Source organism: Cupriavidus sp. H19C3 (genome assembly GCF_049393815.1).
Lineage (GTDB): Bacteria > Pseudomonadota > Gammaproteobacteria > Burkholderiales > Burkholderiaceae > Cupriavidus.
Genome location: NZ_CP184985.1, coordinates 1904317 through 1920405, shown reverse-complemented (window position 1 = coordinate 1920405; position 16089 = coordinate 1904317). Strand labels below are relative to the sequence as shown.

Sequence of the window (16089 nt, the reverse complement as noted above, 5' to 3'; positions counted from 1 at the left end):
ATCGCCGAATAAATCGAGATTGACGGTCAAGCGGGTGCGGCGAGCGTGGTGTCGTAGATATAGCGTCGCGACCACGGCAGATGATCGGCCGAGCGGCCCGCCTTGTGGCACACCACCTGGTGGATCGACATCTGCTCGGTCGTGAACGCATGCGAGCAGCCGGCAAGGTAGACGCGCCAGATACGGTACTTGGTTTCGCCCACCATCTTGCGGATGGTCTCGCTGTTGGCCTCGAAATTATCGGCCCAGTGGCGCAGCGTGAGCGCATAGTGCCGGCGCAGCAGCTCCACGTCGAAGGCCTCGAGTCCACCCCTCTGCAGCGTATGGAGCACCATGCCGATATGCGGCAGCTCGCCTTGCGGGAACACGTAGCGATCCATGAAGCCGGACCCGTCCATCGGCACCTGCCCGCTGTCGGGATCGGTGGCGGTGATGCCGTGGTTCATCGCCACGCCGTCGTCGGTCAGCAGGTCGCGGATGCGCGCGAAGTAGCCGGTCAGGTTGTCCTTGCCCACATGCTCGAACATGCCGATGCTGGTAATGCGGTCGAATTGCCCGGTGGTATCGCGATAGTCCTGCAGACGGATCTCGATGCGGTCCTGCAGGCCGGCCTCCTTCACGCGCGCGGTGGCCAGATCGAACTGGTTCTGCGAGAGCGTGATGCCCACGCAGCGCGCCCCGAACTTCTGCGCGGCGCGGATCACCAGCGCGCCCCAGCCGCAGCCGATATCGAGCAGCGTCTGCCCGGGCTGCACGCGGATCTTGGTCAGGATATGGTCGATCTTCTTCAGCTGCGCGGTGGCGAGGTCCTCGGTGCCGGTCTCGAAGTACGCGCACGAGTAGACCATGCGTGGGTCCAGCCACAGCTGGTAGAACTCGTTCGACACGTCGTAGTGGTACTGGATCGCGGCCTTGTCTTCCTGCTTGGTGTGCGTGAAGTGCTGGGCGACCTTGGCCAGCATGCCGCCGGCGCTGCGCGTGGCCGCCGTGGAAAAACCGTAGGCGACCTTGATGATGTCGGACAGCTTGCCGTCGAAGTCGATCTTCTGCTGGACATACGCTTCGCCGAGGTTGTCGAGGCTCGGCACCAGCAGCAGCGGTAGCGCGGCGGCCTCGCGCACGGTCAGGGTAACGTCCGGCTGATCGAACTTGCCTAGCGCAAACTCGCTGCCATTCCACAGGCGCAGTTTGACAGGCAGGTTCGCGTGCTCGCGCACATCGGCGATCCAGCGGTCCAGTTGGTTGTCCAGGGCTTGCTTGAATAACATGCGGCATCCTCCCGAGTCATGCAGCAAATGGCATTGCAGCAAAAAATGGCATTGCAGCAAAAAAGGCATTGCAGCAAATGGCAAGGCAGCAATGGCTCATTGCCGCCTTGCCAGACGAACAAACCTCCCGGGCAATCGAGGGACCGGCGATGCGGCCACCCTGCGCGAGACCATCCAGAAGCTACCCGGGAAGCCGCGCCGGCCTTGGCTCGCCGGCGGGCAACACGGAAACTTTACGCCTGTTTCGCCAAACGTGCAGTACCCGCCCTTCGCATGTCCGCGCCTGCAAACAATGACCCAGCGGCGATGTCCTGGGCCGATCGTCAGGGCGACAGCCGCACGATGCGCCAGCTGCCGTCGTCCTGCCGGCGGTAGCCGATGCGGTCATGCAGGCGCGACGCGCGTCCTTGCCAGAATTCGATCCAGTTGGGCATCAGACGATAACCGCCCCAATGCGGAGGACGGGGCGGCTCGTCGCCAAAGCGCTGGCGGAAGTCGGCCTCGCGCTGCTCCAGTACGGCGCGGCTGGCCACTTCGCGGCTTTGCTCGGAGGCCCATGCGCCAAGCCGCGAGCCGAGCGGACGCGAAGCGAAATACGCATCGCTCTCCGCCTCGTCGACCTTGCGTACCTCGCCCTCGATGCGCACCTGGCGTTCGAGTTGCACCCAGTGGAACAGCAGCGCCGCACGCGGGTTGGCCAGCAGGTCGAGGCCCTTGCGGCTTTCGTAATTGGTGAAGAAGGTGAAGCCGCTGGCGTCGAGCCCCTTGAGCAGCACGATACGCGCGGACGGCTGGCCGTCGGCATCGACCGTGGCAAGCGTCATCGCATTGGGGTCGGGCATCTTGGCGACCACCGCCTCGTCGAACCAGCGCTGGAACTGGCTGATCGGGTCGGCGGCGACTTCGGTTTCGGATAGGGCGCCCAGCACGAATTGCCGGCGCAGGTCGGCAAGTTGAGTCATATCGCTTTCGAACGAAAACATCACGAAGGATGTTTCGAGTATAGCGAATGCGCCGCTTGCTGCTTTGATCCAGATGGACCGATGTGCGCCGCGCGCGCCGCCGTCAGGCCGGCGGCAGCGGCCTGGTCTGCGCGCGGTCGCGGCTCTGGTTGCGCGAGTAGTAGCCCGCCACGCCCATCGCGCCGGCCATCGACAGGAAGATCGGCAGCATGCCGAGCGCCGTGCCGACCACGCCGAAGGTCAGCGGCCATACCACCTGGCTGGTATTGAGCACGGCCGAGCGCAGGCCCAGCGCCTCGCCGGCACGGCCCGACGGCGACGCGGTATGCAGGATGTTCATCACGTTGGGCTGCGCGCTGCCGAGCGCCAGGCCCAGCACGAAGGCCAGCCCGCACATCAGCCAGAAGTGCGAGACGAACGGATAGACCAGGTATGCCATGGCGCCTACCGTCAGCGCGATACGGATGATCTTCCATTCCGAGAAATGGCGCGAGATCAGCGGCATGGCGATGCGGATCGCCAGCGTGGCGATCGAGAATGCGCCCAGTACCCAGCCGATCGACGACGGGGTCAGGCCGATATTCGAACCGCGGATGGGGATCAGGAACGCATGCAGGTCCCACGCCGCGGACAGCACCGCGCTGGCGACGAACACCGCGCGCAGCTCCGGATACTGCAGCAGGCTCAGCGTCGAGCCGCGGCTGCCGTCCTCGATCGCGATGCGGCCGGCATTGCCGCCCGTGGCCGGCAGGCGCGGCCGCACGTAGTGCAGGCCGACCTGGCCGAGCAGCGCCACGCCGACCAGCACGATAAAGGCCGGGCGAAAGCCGGCATGCTCGATCACATAGCCCATGGTGACGGGTCCGAGCGTGCCCGACACCGACAGCCCGAGCGCATGCAGCGAATAGTTGCGCAGGCGCGTCTCGTTGGTGGAGACCTGGCCGATCAGCAGTTGCATGGCCACCTGCACGAGCATGAAGCCGACGCCGATCAGCGCGCACGCGCCGTACAGCGACGCGATGTCGTGCCAGACCGCCGGCAGCAGCGTGCCGGTGACGACCATCAGCGAGCCGGCCGTCATCGGCACGCGCGGACCGATCTCGTCGATGCGGCGGCCGGCGCGGATCGCCAGGAACATCGGCAGCAGTGCGTAGAGCGCCATCAGCACGCCGAGCGTAACGGTCGAGGCCTTGAGCGAGAGGGCAAAGAGGGAAACGACGACGCGGCTGGCGTTGAAAGCCACGTGGTTGCACACCGTCAACGCGATCAGCCAGCTGATCGGGGGCACGGCGGCAGGAGGCAGCGTCATGGTGACGGGGGGGCAGGGGCAGCGTGGAAGAAAAAATGAGTGCGGCCGCAGCCGCACCTGACAAGGGCACCAGAGGCCGGACTGGACCGGCATCGGCGACCGATGCATGCCATCTGTTCACGACTTCCTTGTAAATGGCCGTTTAATTATGCGCCTTGGCGTCGGCTGTGCACAACAACGGGGAACGCGAGGTGCGAATTCGCAACGGTCGCCATCGCGCGGGTGTGGCGAAATTGCCGAAAGTCCGGGGTGTGCCCGCTCGCGGCCGGTCAGCCTGGCGCGATACCGTGGCGCCGGTGCGACAGCCTGCGGGGAGAGGAAGGGGCCGGACGGTTTGGCCGGGCAGGCGCTCGGGCGACTCAGCCGCCCTGATACATCGGATCGCGGTTGCCGCCGGGGGTGGGGCGCGTGGCCTGCGACGCGGGTTTGCGTGGCGAGCCGGTGTTCGGGTTGCCGTCCTGGCCGCCGTTGCCGTCCGCGGTCGTGCCGGCGTTCCGGTCAGACTTCGGGCCAGACTTCCGGTCCACCGCCGCGTCCTCGCCCGCACCCTGGGTCGTCTTCGGGTCGCGATACGTCTTGCCCGGCGGCGGCGCCGACGTGGGGCGCTTCTTCAGGTCTTCGAGCAGCCGGTTGCACTGGCTCTCCTCGCCCGGCGAGATATCGAGCAGGGGCACCACCGCGGCCACCGGCGCGACGATGGCAAGTGCCAGCGCGCCGCCCGCGCGCAGCGCCAGCACCGCGATATTGGGGCTCACCGACGGATTCTTGAAGGTGCCTCCCACATACAGCGGCGAGCGCAGCGAGATGATGCGCAGGCCCTTGGAGTCGGGGTGGACGGTCAGCGCGAGCTTCTCGTCGCCGAAGTCGATGCCGCCGTCGACCTTGATCACCGCGTCCTGGGTATCGAGCACGAAGGTGCGTGCGCGCGCGATGCCGTTGCTCACGCCAAAATCGGCCACGCCGCAGTTGATCTGCACCGGCTTGTCGCCGAATAGCTTGGAGATGACCACGCTGCCGACATTGAGGCCCATGGCTTCGAGGATGAACTTGCTGACCGTGCCGTTCTCCACCAGCAGCTTGGCTTCGCCATTGGACGAGCCCATCAGCGCCGCCACCGAATTGCCGGTGGCCGACAGCTTGGCGCTGCCGTTTAACTCGCCGATGCTCGCGCGCATGCTCTCCACCTTCGGGAACATCTGCTTGAGCTTGAGGTGGCGCGCACGCATGTCGACTTTGGCGGCCATCGGCGAGCGCTTGCCGTCGAGCCGGATGGTGGACGCCAGGTCGCCGCCGGCCACGCCGAAATTGAGCGGATCGAGCAGCAGCACGCCGTCCTCCAGCTTGAGGTGCGTGCTGAGATCGGTGATGGGCAACGCTTCGTCGCGTACGATGCGCTTGCCGGTGAAGCGCACGTCGGCATCGATTTCGTCCCAGCGTTCGGTGTGGAACGGCGCCACCGGCAGCGCCTTGTCGGGCGGCTGGGTGACATTGCTGTCGGCGGCCTTGCGGCCCGGCTTGGCGTCGGCACCGATCAGCGGGGCGAGGTCGGCAAACAGCAATTGCTTCGACTCCAGCTCGCCCGACAGCAGTGGCCGCGGCGCGCGCTGCGCGTAGGTCAGCGTGCCGCCGAGATCGCTGCCACCGACCTTGCCGGTAAAGTTGCGGTAGCTGTAGGTCGACGAACCCTTGTTGAGCGTGGCCACCAGTTGTCCGCGTGTTTCGTACGGGGGTGTGGAAGGCAGCACGATGCCGGTCAGCCCGTACAGGTTGGCCATGTTATCGCCGGACAGCTGCAGGTGGACATCGAGCGCGCCGAGGTGGGCCGGATTGGTCAGCGTGCCTTCGATCACCGCGCGCGTGCCGCCTACGCGCACATCGGCCTGCACCGGGAACGGCGTATCGGTATCGCGCAGGCTGAGCACGGTGCCGGCCTTGCCGTTGGCATTGATGGTGGCCTGGTTGTAGTGGCCTACCGCTTTCCAGCGCAGCCCGTAGCGGCTCTCGTTGCCGCTCTTCTGCTCGGACTTCATGGCCGCCACGGCCGAGGCACCGGCGGCCGGCGTCACCAGCGCGCCATCGCGTGCCTTGCTGTAGAGCGCGCCGTCGCCGATGGTGTCGATCTCGGCCTTCATCTCGATCTTCTGCGCGGCGTCGTTGAGCGCGATATTGCCCTGGGCCAGCACGATCTCGCCGATATCGAGCTGCCACGACGACTGTCCGGTTTTCTTGCCGGTATCGAAGGTCCAGTTATTGCGCTTGTCGGCCAGCCGCTCGAGCCAGACGGCGGGACTGTCGACGACGATGGTGGGCACGTTGATCTCGTGCGCGAGCAGCGGCAGCGGCCGCAGCACGAATACCAGTTCGCGCACCGTGGCCATATTGGGGGCCGTGGCCCACTCGGGGTTGCCGATGGTGATGTCGTGCGCGGACAGGCGCGGCCAGGGTACCAGCGTGCGCCAGCCGGTTTCGCCCTGGGCCCGCTTCCACGTCACGACCAGATCGCCGTTGATGGCAAACGGCCGGCCGATGGCTTGCGACACCTTGTCGTTGAGCCACGGTTTGAGGCGATTCCAGTCGAACGTGAGGATCACGATCACGATGATCGCAATCAGCGCGAGCGGCGTGAATACGCTCCACAGGGCAATTTTCTGGCGGCGGGTCACTGGCATGAGGCTGGCCTTGGTTGGCGGCAAAGCGGCGGATCAACCACTGCAAGTTCATTGTAGGAACGCCGGCGCGGTGCCGTTGTCGGGCAAGCGCTGACATTGCGGTCGCCCGGGCGCCGATTTTCGGGCCATGGCATAAAATGCCGGCACCGCGCCGGCATCGAGCCGGCGCGCATGCCCCAGTTGATTCAGGCCGCCCCCGGCCGCGTTCGCATGACCATCGCCCCCACTCCGGCCCCGGCCGTCTCACAACTTGCCGATCCATCGGGCCTGCCCGCGCCCTTGTCCCATGAGACACCCGGGGACGACGATTACCACCGCCGCTTTGGCGGCGTGGCCCGTCTGTACGGGGCCGAGGGCCTGGCCCGGCTCGAGGCGGCCAATGTCTGCGTGGTCGGGATCGGCGGCGTCGGCAGCTGGGCGGCCGAGGCGCTCGCGCGCAATGCCGTGGGCCGCATCACGCTGGTCGACCTCGACCATATCGCGCCATCCAACACCAACCGGCAGATCCACGCGCTTGGCGATGCCTACGGCCGCGCCAAGGTCGAGGCGATGGGCGAGCGCATCGTTGCCATCAATCCGCGCTGCCGCGTCAGTACCGTCGACGACTTTGTCACGCCCGACAATGTGGCGGCGCTGCTGACGGGGTTCGACTATGTGATCGACGCCATCGATGCAGTGCGCGTGAAGATCGCCATGATCGGCTGGGCGCGCCGCGAGGGGCGCGCCATCATCACCTGCGGCGGTGCGGGCGGTCAGCTCGATCCCACCCGCGTCCGTATCGAGGACCTCGCGCGCACGGTCCAGGATCCGCTGCTGGCCAAGGTGCGCGGCGCGCTGCGCCGCGAGTGGGGCTTTCCGCGTGACCTCCGGAAGAAATTCGGCGTCCAGGCGGTCTATTCGGATGAGCCGCTGCGCTATCCGGAGCCGGAACAGCAGGCCTGCGAGATCGACGAGGCGCCTCCGCCCCAGCCGGTGCCGCGCCAGGCGCCGCAGGGACTGGCCTGCGCGGGCTACGGCTCGTCGGTGGCGGTCACGGCCGTGTTCGGCTTTGTGGCCGCTGGTGCGGTGGTGGGGACGCTCGCGGCGGGCTGAGTCCGGGCGCGGCGCCGCCCTCACGCGCTCAGCGTGCGCAGCAGCGTCTCGATCTGGGCGGGCGTGGCGGCGGTGTTCTCGAAGAAGATCAGTTCCGGATATTCGGCCGGGTCCGGCTGGAATCGGCGCGTGCGATACGCGTCCCAGTGCGCGAGCTTGTACGCATCGTTCGGATTGCCGCGCCGGATGATGCGCGCATGCGCTTCGTCCTCGGAGACATGGATCCAGACGATACGGATGGTGGTGCCTTCGGGGACGTGCAGCCAGTGCGGATCGCTGAGCTGGTGCGCGCGGATCTCGCGCGAGAGCGGGCCGATCACGATCACGCTGATGCCGAGCGCGAGGTTCTCCCGCGCGGTATCGAGCAGACCCTGGTATTCGGGGTCGCGCAGGTTCTCGAGATAGGCGGGGCTGTCGCGGTCATTGGGGTCGCCGGTGATCGCGCCCATTGCCGCGGCGCTGTAGCGGCCGTACAGCGTGTCCTTGTCGAGCAGGCAGAACGGCTCGCCGGTGGCGGCCATCAGCGGGCCGATCAGGCGGTGTGCGAGCGTGGTCTTGCCGGTGCCGGCGTGTCCGCAGAAGAAGATCAGTCGAGGCATGGGGAGCGGCGGTGACGTCAGGAAAGCGTGCGTCAAGCATAACGCGGTATGCTTGGCACGTTGTGGATGCCCTATTGTGGCAGTCCCCGCGTGCGCCGCCACGCCCGTTTCCAACGAACTTTCCGTGATGTCACAACCTGCCCAGCTCTCGCCCTACGCAGGACTCTCGTCCGAGGGACTGCCCGCCGATCTTCACCTCGACGAACCGGTCACCGATGCCACGCACGCCGAATTCATCGCGCTGCTCGCGGCCGCCGCCCAGGCGGACGACGCCGGCTTTCTGGCGGCGTTCGATGCGTGGATCGACCACACGCGTTATCACTTCGGGCAGGAGGAGCAGTGGATGGAGGCGATGGCGTTCGGTCCGCGCCACTGCCATGCCGGCGAGCACCAGCAGGTGCTCGCGGTGGCGGACGCGGTCCGCACCGCCGTGCTCGACGAAGGCCGCGTCGACGTGGGTCGGCGCCTGGTGAGCGAACTGTCAGGCTGGTTCGACCAGCACGTGAAGTCGATGGACGCCATGATGGTCGCCCATATGAAGGAAAACGGCTTTACGCTGATCGAAGGCCCGCCGGTCTGAGGGCCGTTCGGCACGCCCGACCCGGGGCGGTCGACCCCGCCGCCCGGCCCGGGCTCCGGCGCGGCCGCGGCGTTCAGTTCAGCGCGGTGCTGAGCTGCCGCCGCCAGCGCGATACCACCTCAGGCTGGTCCGCCAGCATCTCGAATACCGACAGCATGGTCTTGCGTCCGGCATCGTCCTCGAAGGTCCGGTCGCGCCGGACGATCTCCAGCAACTGCGCGAGCGCGGGCTCGTAGTCGCGGCGCGCGATCAGCACGCGCGCCAGGTCGAGCCGCGCCGGCAGGTCGCCGGGCGTGGCCTCGATGCGCGCGGCCAGCGTGGCGGCATCGGGCAGGTCGGACACGTTCTTCATGGCGTCGATGCGGGTACGCAGGGCCGCAAACGCATCGAGTTGCGGTGCGCGCGGCGACAGGCGTGCGAACTCCGCCTCGGCCTCGGCGATGGCATTGCCGTCGAGCAGAAACGCGATATAGGCAAGGCGCGCCTCGTCGGCGCCCGGATCGTAGGCCAGCGCCGCCTGGAACGCGGCCTGCGCGCCCGCGCGGTCGCCGGCCTCGGCCAGTTCGCGTGCTTCGTGCAAGGCCAGCTCGCCCGGGTTGGGGCTCAGCCGTTCCAGGAATTCCCGCAAGCCCGACTCGGGCAGCACGCCGGTGAACTGGTCCACGGCCTGGCCATCGGCAAAGGCCACCACGTGGGGAATGCTGCGCACGCCGAAGTGCGCGGCCAGCTCCTGGTTCTCGTCGACATTGACCTTGGCCAGCCGCCACTGGCCGCCGCCTTCGGCCTCCAGCTTCTCCAGCATCGGCCCCAGCGTGCGGCATGGTCCGCACCAGGGCGCCCAGAAATCGACGAGGACGGGGACCTGGCGCGACATCTCGATCACGTCGGCTTCAAAGTTCTGCAGGGTGACGTCGCTCATGGTGGGGGCCCTTGTTTCGTTGCAATGCTGTCTATTGTGAGGGCGGAAGCGCAGAACACAACCCGCCTGCGGAAAACGCGGGGTTGAAAATAGAACGATCGTTCAGTTATATTGGCCGCTCGGTGATACTGGCCGCCAGATTGCCGCCGCGGGCCGGCGCTGCCGGCCCGCGCCCATCCGGGCGCCCACACAGAACAGGCCCATCCGAGGCCATCAGGAGACGACATGGCAAGCGCCGACACCGCCGTTCCTTCGGGACGGCCGCATTTCCAGTTCTGGCCCAAACGCGTACCGACGCGCGTCGTACTGCCGGAGACCTCGCTCTGGTACAACCTGGAGGTGTCGGCGCGCCGCTTTGCCGACAAGCCGGTGATCCGCTATTTCGGCAGCGCCATCACGTTCCGCGAGCTCGAGGCCCAGGCCACCGCGCTGGCCGGCTGGCTGCAGCAACGCGCCGGCGTCCGGAAGGGCGATCGCGTGCTGCTGTACATGCAGAACTGCCCGCAGTTCATCGTCGCCTACTACGCGATCCTGCGCGCCGATGCGGTGGTGGTGCCTGTCAATCCGATGAACCGCAGCGAGGAATTCCGCCACTACATCACCGATGCGCAGGCGCGCGTCGCCATCTGCAGCGCCGACCTGGGCGCGGCGGTAACCGAGGCCAATGCCGAGCTACCCGCCGGCGAGCGGCTCGACCACCTGCTGGTGAGCGAGTATGCGGATGCGCTGCCGCGCACCCACACCTATCCGGAAGACGAGCCGCCGGCCTGGCTGACCGTGCCGCATGCGCTGCCGGCGGGTGCCGTGCGCTGGACCGACGCGCTGGCCGCCAACCTGCAGCCCGGCCCGCATACCGCCGGTCCCGACGACATGGCGGTGATGCCCTATACCTCGGGGACCACCGGCTTTCCCAAGGGGTGCATCCATACCCATCGCACGGTCATGCACAACGTGATCGGCGGCGCCACCTGGTCCGGCAACGGCGCCGAATCGGTGCAGTTGTCGGTGCTGCCGCTGTTCCATGTGACCGGCATGCAGTACGGCATGAACGTGCCGATTTATACCGGCGCCACGGTGGTCATGCTGCCGCGCTGGGACCGCGAGGTGGCCGGGCGCCTGATCTCGCGCTACCAGGTCACGCACTGGACCAATATCCCGACCATGGTGATCGACTTTCTCGGCAGTCCGAACCTGGACCAGTTCGACCTGAGCAGCCTGCGCTATATCGGCGGCGGCGGTGCGGCCATGCCGCAAGCGGTGGCCGAGCGGCTGCGCGAACAGTTCGGGCTCAGCTACGTCGAGGGCTACGGGCTTTCCGAGACGATGGCACCGACCCACAGCAATCCGTCGGAGCGGCCCAAGCTGCAATGCCTGGGCGTGCCGATCTTCAATACCGACGCGCGCGTCATCGACCCCGTCACGCTGGCCGAACTGCCACCCGGCGAAGTGGGCGAGATCATCGTGTGCGGCCCGCAGGTGTTCAAGGGCTACTGGGGCAACCCCGACGCGACGCGCGATGCCTTTATCGAATTCGAGGGCCGCACGTTCTTCCGCACCGGCGATCTCGGACGCATGGACGAGGACGGCTACTTCTTCCTGACCGACCGCCTCAAACGCATGATCAACGCGTCGGGCTTCAAGGTGTGGCCGGCCGAGGTGGAGAACCTGCTCTACAAGCATCCGGCCGTGCAGGAAGCGTGCATCATCGGCACGCGCGACGCCTATCGCGGCGAAACCGTCAAGGCGGTGGTGGTGCTGCGGGCCGCCGCGCGCGGCCAGACCACGGCCGAGGACATCATCGAGTGGGCGCGCGAGCATATGGCGGCGTACAAGTACCCGCGTGTGGTGGAGTTCGTCGATGCGCTGCCCAAGTCGGGCACTGGCAAGGTGATGTGGCGCGCGCTGCAGGAAAGCGAGAACGCGCGCAACGGCTAGGGGTGTCGCCGGCTGGAACAGGGTGGCGCGCCGGGATCAATGCCCGCGCGCGCGCATCAGCATCTTTACCATCGACTTGTAGCCGCGCTCGCGCGCGTGGCGCGTTGGCGTGACGCCTTCCCGGTCGGGCAGGTTGGCGTCCGCGCCCGCATCGAGCAGCAATTGCACGATCTCTTCATAGCGCGAGCTGCCGTCGCCGAGGATCACCGCCTCGAGCAGCGCGGTCCAGCCGAGCTGGTTCACGTGGTCCACGGCAATGCCGGCCTTGAGCAGCATGCGCACCACTTCGGTATTGCCATGCTGCGCGGCCGCGATCAGCGCGGTGCCATCGTAGCGGTCCGTGCTGTTGAGGTCCGCGCCGTGCGAAAGCGACAGTCGTACCACGTCCACCTGGCCGGTGGCCGAGGCGAGCAGGAAGGCGCTGTTGGATTCGGCATCGCGGCGGTTGACGTCGGCACCGGCGAGGATCAGTGCACGCGCCACGTCGCCGCGCCGGTTGTAGATCGCGCTCAGCAGTGCCGTGCGGCCACGCTCGTCGGCAGCGCGTGGCGAAGCGCCGGCAGCGAGCAGCCTGTTGACGAGATCGAGGTCGCCGAGCGCGGCGGCGGTCATGAGATTGCGATCGAGCGTGGTCACGGGCTCGGACCGTTCCGGCACCGGCGTGGGCGTCGGCGCGCGCAGGCTGCGCAGCGGTCCCGCACTCCCGGTGGCAATCGAGCGCGCCAGCGACTGCCCGCCCTGTCCGGTCAGCAACGCGCCTGCCATCAGCATGCCCATCAGCCCGAGCAACTCGGCGATGGCCTGGCGGCGGGGGCGGGAGTGGGAGCGGGTCATGAGGTGATCGATCGACTGTCGGATCCCAACGTCAGACCGTTTCGTGCGGCGCCACGGCCGCCGCCGCCGCCGTGGCGGGATCGATCTCCACGCTCTTCGCCGGTACCGGCGCGCGGCGATCGGTATCCTGCAACTGGCGCCATAAGCGGCCCAGATACGGATCCTCCACGCCTTGTGTGGCCAGGCCCAGCAGCGTTTGCTGCAGGTACTCGCGCGCCGGGCCGTAGAGGCCGCAGGCATGGCGCAGACGGTCGACCACCGTGTCGTCGGGCAGGCGCCCGGCGTAGCCCGGATGCGCGCGGTTCATGACAAAGGCGAGCGCGCGCCGTGCCGGCACGCTGGCATCGGTCCCGATCTTCACGCGCAGCCAGCGCGGGTGATAGGCGCCCGTCATCATCTCGCGGCGCCATAGCACGCGGAATTCCTGCTCGATCACGTGTTTCGGAATGCGGAACACCATGCCCGTGCAGCAGCCGCCGCGATCGAGGCCGAGCACGAGCCCTGGATTGTCCCAGGTGCCGCGGTTGATACGCGAGTAGAGGTAGAACCCGCGATGGTAACCATGCACCGTGGCCACGCGGCGGTCGGTATGGACCACCATGGGGTTCCAGATCAGCGAGCCGTAACCGAACAGCCAGACATCGCCACTGTCGCCGGCAGGGCCGTCCGCGTCGGCGCGGTGGCCGAGGGCGTCATGCAGCGAGCGTTCGATGGCATCGTCCGAGAGCAGTGTGGACGCGACCGGTGTACTGCACAGCGTGGCGCGCAGCCGATCCGCTTCGAGGTCCTGTCTGGTGATGGCCATGCGTGCAAGCATAATCCAAAGCCGGATCGGACGTGTCCGAGAAACCACGGCGATCGAACATTTCCCCGGGTCGTGGCGTTCGCGCCACGATGGGGCAAGCCCATGCATGCATGGCCGGGCGCGCCGCATGTCCCTACAATGGGGGCATCGCCCCAGCGGCATCGATCTGGGCGCGGCAGTCGCAGTGGTATCCATCCCCCCAGGCGCATAACGACAGGAGAGCCCTCATGGCGCGTACGCTTACCGTGGTGTTCGGCAATGGCAAGGAATTCGATTACACGGTCGGTGAGACCGATCTGGCCGACATCAGCGAAGACGCCGCCTGGCGCTGGTTCGATCGCGAGTACGAAACACTCGACTGCCAGGCCTCGAGCCCGGTGGGCAAGGTGCTGGTGATCGACAAGATCCTCAATGTGGCGCGCTTCTCGGGCGAGGGCCGCTTTACGGGGGATCCGGCCTGGGCGCAGGACTTTGCCCGGCATGCCGCCCGCCTGCTGGATCGCGACAAGGTGCGGGTCGACGTGGGCAGCGCCGCGATCGGCTTCTGATGGACCGCCGGACGGACCGCCGGACGGACCGCCGGATAGGAAAAACGGACGGACGCGGGCGGGGTGCCGGCGTCCGTTGCGGCCGGCGTCAGACGGCCAGCAGTTCCACTTCGAACAGCAGCGTCGCGTTGGGCGGAATCACGCCGCCGGCGCCGCGCGCGCCATAGCCAAGGTCGGCCGGGATGACCAGGCGGCGCGTGCCGCCCACCTTCATGCCCTGCACGCCTTCGTCCCAGCCGCGGATCACATGGCCCGCGCCAAGCGGAAACACGAACGGATCGTTGCGGTCCTTGCTCGAGTCGAACTTGCGGCCAGCCTGGCCATTCTCGTAGAGCCAGCCCGTGTAGTGCACGGTCACGTGCTTGCCGGCGGTGGCTTCGGCACCGGAGCCGACAACGGTGTCTTCATACTGCAGGCCCGAGGGATTGGTTTGCATCGTGATTTCCTTCTGTTGGCAGAGTGAATCGGCAGCGCGTCAGTCGGCGCGCTGGAGGACATCCAGCGTCAGCTGGACGTTGTGGTCGTCGTCGCTGACCCAGATCTCGCCGTCCTGGATCGTGACGGACAGGCGCATCGCGCGCCGCGCCAGGCCGGCGAGCGCGTCAACCGCTTCCTGCGGCACATTGTAGATGGTCACGTTGCGCAGCTTGCTCGCCTTGCCGGCCATGCCCTTCCACCATTCGCGCGCGCTTGCGCTCTGATAGGTATAGACCGTGACGCGTGCGGCGCGTGCGGCCGCGCGCTTGAGCCGCGCCTCATCGGGCTGGCCCAGGTCGATCCAGTGGAGGATGTCGCCGGTGAGGGCCTTGTCCCAGAGATCGGGCTCGTCGGGTTCGTCGAGGCCGCGGGTGAAGGCGAGCGATTCGGTCGCTTCGCACGCAAACGCCAGCACGCGGATCATCATGCGCGCGTCGTTTTCGGACGGATGCTGGGCGATGGTCAGCGCGTGGCTGCCGTAGTAGGGCCGATCCATGTCGGATACCGACAGTTCGGCCTTGAAGATGGTGGATTTGAGCGCCATGGGCGAATCGGGATAGAACGCGCGGGAGAACCGGCGAAAGGGCGCATCATACGTGATCCGCGCGACGGCGCGATGCAAAACTCAGGACTTGCGGTAGTCGCTCAGGTAGAAGCGCAGCAGCGCCGAGGCCAGCACGAGGCCGAGGAAGGCGGCCGCGGCGACCATCGCCAGGCCCGCGGCGCTGTCGATCTGCCCGGCCACGGCCAGGCGCACCAGCACGGTCGTCACCAGCATGCACAGCACCGGCAGCAGCAGGGCGCCGCGGCCATAGGTGCGGTAGGCCCACAGCGGGAACCGGCGCAGGAAATCGAGGGGAATGCTGCAGGCCAGGCAGGCGCCGGCCGCAGCGAGAGACGCCGCAACGACGTCTCCGGCATGAATGGCAATCATCTTGACTCGCGTCGCCGGGACACGCTGTACGGCGGGACGCGGCAGGAATTTTGCAAAGCGCTGATTCTACAAAAGATTTTGCCCGCAAAGGTGACGCGAGGGCATCTCGCGCGCGTTATTCGGGATTGCCCGGAGAGGCCTCCACCGCAATCCGCAGCGTGACGTCGTCGCTGACCTCGGGCAGGAAGCGCGTGAGCCCGAAGGCGCTGCGCCGGATGGTGGCGTGGAAGTCGCCGCCGCAGACGTCGCGCCGCACGCCAAACAGCACCGTCTGTCCGCAGCTGAAGCGATCGGCTTCCAGTCGCAGCGGCTGCGTCACGCCGTGCAGCGTGAACTGGCCTTCCACCGCGACCAGCTTGCCGCCTTCGACGATAAAGCGGTTGGCCTGCAGGCGCGCCACGGGATTGTTCTGCACGTCGAGGAACTGGCCGGAGCGCAGCACGCCGTCGAGCGTGCGGTTGCCGGTATCGACCGAGTCCGTGTCCACGGTGAAGTCGATCGAGCCGGCGCCGCTGGCGGGATCGTAGAGGATGCGCCCGTCGATCTTGCCAAAGCGGCCGCGCACGGTAGTGCGGTCGAAGTGGCTGGCGCCGAAGTACACCGAGGTGTGCAGCGGATCGACGGTGTAGCTGACCGCCGCGGCCCGCGCGGGGCCGGATAGCACGCAGAGTGAGAGGGGCAGGCAGCAGAGCAGGGCGGAGGCAAGACGCATGGCAGGGTCCGGTGGGCGTGACGTGACACGGCGCGGCGCTACGGGATGCGGCGCGCCAGCGGGCTCAGTGCACGAACACCGGCAGCAGGAAAATGCCGATCACCGTCAGGTAGCCGACGGTCCAGCACAGTGTGCGCAGCGTCGCCCGGTCGGTCAGGTAGCAGATCGTGTAGAGCACACGTACGACAATAAAGACGACCGCCAGTTCGTCGATGCGCGCGGGCGGCGCGCCCAGGTGGCTGGCACAGAGCACCGCCGCCGCGAAGAACGGGAAGGCTTCGAAGTGATTGCGGTGCGCCATGTCGGCGCGCCGCACCCGTCCGCCCTGCCGCTCGAGCCAGCCGCGCGGGTCGTGATTGTCGTAGCCGCCGGCCTTGGCGATGGCCACCGTCAGCACGGGCAGCAGGCCCGCGATCAGTACGCACCAGAACGCAATGGGCATGCCC

At 67.4% G+C, this 16089-nt stretch carries 17 protein-coding genes; 4 read left to right on the top strand and 13 right to left on the bottom strand.

All coding sequences use genetic code 11. The features are described 5' to 3' along the window. Positions 1 to 26 precede the first annotated feature (26 nt). The 4 genes from DFLDMN_RS08930 to DFLDMN_RS08915 form a co-directional block, all read right to left on the bottom strand. Positions 27 to 1268 carry a class I SAM-dependent methyltransferase gene (locus DFLDMN_RS08930; RefSeq protein WP_423198108.1) on the bottom strand — a complete coding sequence of 414 codons (1242 nt, stop codon included), beginning with the start codon at positions 1266 to 1268 and terminating at the stop codon, positions 27 to 29. A 323-nt stretch (positions 1269 to 1591) separates the two neighbouring features. Further along, entirely contained in the window at positions 1592 to 2230 is a 639-nt protein-coding gene (pdxH, locus tag DFLDMN_RS08925) for a pyridoxamine 5'-phosphate oxidase (RefSeq protein WP_423198107.1), read from the bottom strand. Between the two features lie 103 nt (positions 2231 to 2333). Continuing rightward, the gene (locus tag DFLDMN_RS08920) at positions 2334 to 3539 is read right to left on the bottom strand and encodes an MFS transporter (protein ID WP_423198106.1); all 1206 of its coding nucleotides are present in this window, start codon (positions 3537 to 3539) and stop codon (positions 2334 to 2336) included. A 359-nt stretch (positions 3540 to 3898) separates the two neighbouring features. Further along, positions 3899 to 6208, bottom strand: a complete 2310-nt coding sequence (locus DFLDMN_RS08915; protein ID WP_423198105.1) for an AsmA family protein — start codon at positions 6206 to 6208, stop codon at positions 3899 to 3901. Positions 6209 to 6418: 210 nt separating this feature from the next. On the opposite strand from DFLDMN_RS08915, the gene DFLDMN_RS08910 reads away from it, so the two are divergent. Further along, the gene (locus DFLDMN_RS08910) at positions 6419 to 7300 is read left to right on the top strand and encodes a tRNA threonylcarbamoyladenosine dehydratase (RefSeq protein WP_423198360.1); all 882 of its coding nucleotides are present in this window, start codon (positions 6419 to 6421) and stop codon (positions 7298 to 7300) included. A gap of 20 nt (positions 7301 to 7320) precedes the next feature. Here the strand turns inward: DFLDMN_RS08910 and DFLDMN_RS08905 are convergent, their stop codons facing one another. Next, entirely contained in the window at positions 7321 to 7899 is a 579-nt protein-coding gene (locus DFLDMN_RS08905) for an AAA family ATPase (RefSeq protein ID WP_423198104.1), read from the bottom strand. A gap of 127 nt (positions 7900 to 8026) precedes the next feature. Between DFLDMN_RS08905 and DFLDMN_RS08900 the strand changes: the two genes are divergently transcribed. Then, positions 8027 to 8479, top strand: coding sequence for a bacteriohemerythrin (locus DFLDMN_RS08900; protein WP_423198359.1), 453 nt, complete (start codon positions 8027 to 8029; stop codon positions 8477 to 8479). A 73-nt stretch (positions 8480 to 8552) separates the two neighbouring features. Here DFLDMN_RS08900 and trxA read toward each other — a convergent pair whose 3' ends face one another. Beyond that, complete coding sequence (trxA, locus tag DFLDMN_RS08895; protein ID WP_423198103.1) at positions 8553 to 9398, bottom strand: thioredoxin; 846 nt, start codon at positions 9396 to 9398, stop codon at positions 8553 to 8555. 225 nt (positions 9399 to 9623) lie between these two features. Here trxA and DFLDMN_RS08890 point away from each other — a divergent pair, with 225 nt between their 5' ends. After that, positions 9624 to 11333 carry a long-chain fatty acid--CoA ligase gene (locus tag DFLDMN_RS08890; RefSeq protein WP_423198102.1) on the top strand — a complete coding sequence of 570 codons (1710 nt, stop codon included), beginning with the start codon at positions 9624 to 9626 and terminating at the stop codon, positions 11331 to 11333. 36 nt (positions 11334 to 11369) lie between these two features. Here DFLDMN_RS08890 and DFLDMN_RS08885 read toward each other — a convergent pair whose 3' ends face one another. Both DFLDMN_RS08885 and DFLDMN_RS08880 read right to left on the bottom strand, forming a co-directional pair. Further along, complete coding sequence (locus tag DFLDMN_RS08885) at positions 11370 to 12167, bottom strand: ankyrin repeat domain-containing protein (protein ID WP_423198101.1); 798 nt, start codon at positions 12165 to 12167, stop codon at positions 11370 to 11372. Positions 12168 to 12198: 31 nt separating this feature from the next. Beyond that, positions 12199 to 12972: a gamma-glutamylcyclotransferase gene (locus DFLDMN_RS08880; protein WP_423198100.1), complete on the bottom strand. Its 774-nt coding sequence runs from the start codon at positions 12970 to 12972 to the stop codon at positions 12199 to 12201. A 227-nt stretch (positions 12973 to 13199) separates the two neighbouring features. On the opposite strand from DFLDMN_RS08880, the gene DFLDMN_RS08875 reads away from it, so the two are divergent. Then, complete coding sequence (locus DFLDMN_RS08875) at positions 13200 to 13520, top strand: hypothetical protein (RefSeq protein WP_423198099.1); 321 nt, start codon at positions 13200 to 13202, stop codon at positions 13518 to 13520. Positions 13521 to 13608: 88 nt separating this feature from the next. Here DFLDMN_RS08875 and DFLDMN_RS08870 read toward each other — a convergent pair whose 3' ends face one another. The 5 genes from DFLDMN_RS08870 to DFLDMN_RS08850 form a co-directional block, all read right to left on the bottom strand. Next, positions 13609 to 13956 (bottom strand): FKBP-type peptidyl-prolyl cis-trans isomerase, encoded by a 348-nt coding sequence (locus DFLDMN_RS08870; RefSeq protein ID WP_423198098.1) that lies wholly within the window; start codon positions 13954 to 13956, stop codon positions 13609 to 13611. A gap of 39 nt (positions 13957 to 13995) precedes the next feature. After that, positions 13996 to 14541, bottom strand: coding sequence for a YaeQ family protein (locus DFLDMN_RS08865; protein ID WP_423198097.1), 546 nt, complete (start codon positions 14539 to 14541; stop codon positions 13996 to 13998). An 81-nt stretch (positions 14542 to 14622) separates the two neighbouring features. Further along, positions 14623 to 14931, bottom strand: a complete 309-nt coding sequence (locus DFLDMN_RS08860) for a hypothetical protein (RefSeq protein ID WP_423198096.1) — start codon at positions 14929 to 14931, stop codon at positions 14623 to 14625. A 115-nt stretch (positions 14932 to 15046) separates the two neighbouring features. Continuing rightward, a complete protein-coding gene (locus DFLDMN_RS08855) occupies positions 15047 to 15643 on the bottom strand; it encodes a YceI family protein (protein ID WP_423198095.1) in 597 nt (198 codons plus the stop codon). A 64-nt stretch (positions 15644 to 15707) separates the two neighbouring features. Then, a complete protein-coding gene (locus tag DFLDMN_RS08850) occupies positions 15708 to 16085 on the bottom strand; it encodes an MAPEG family protein (RefSeq protein ID WP_423198094.1) in 378 nt (125 codons plus the stop codon). Positions 16086 to 16089: the final 4 nt, after the last annotated feature.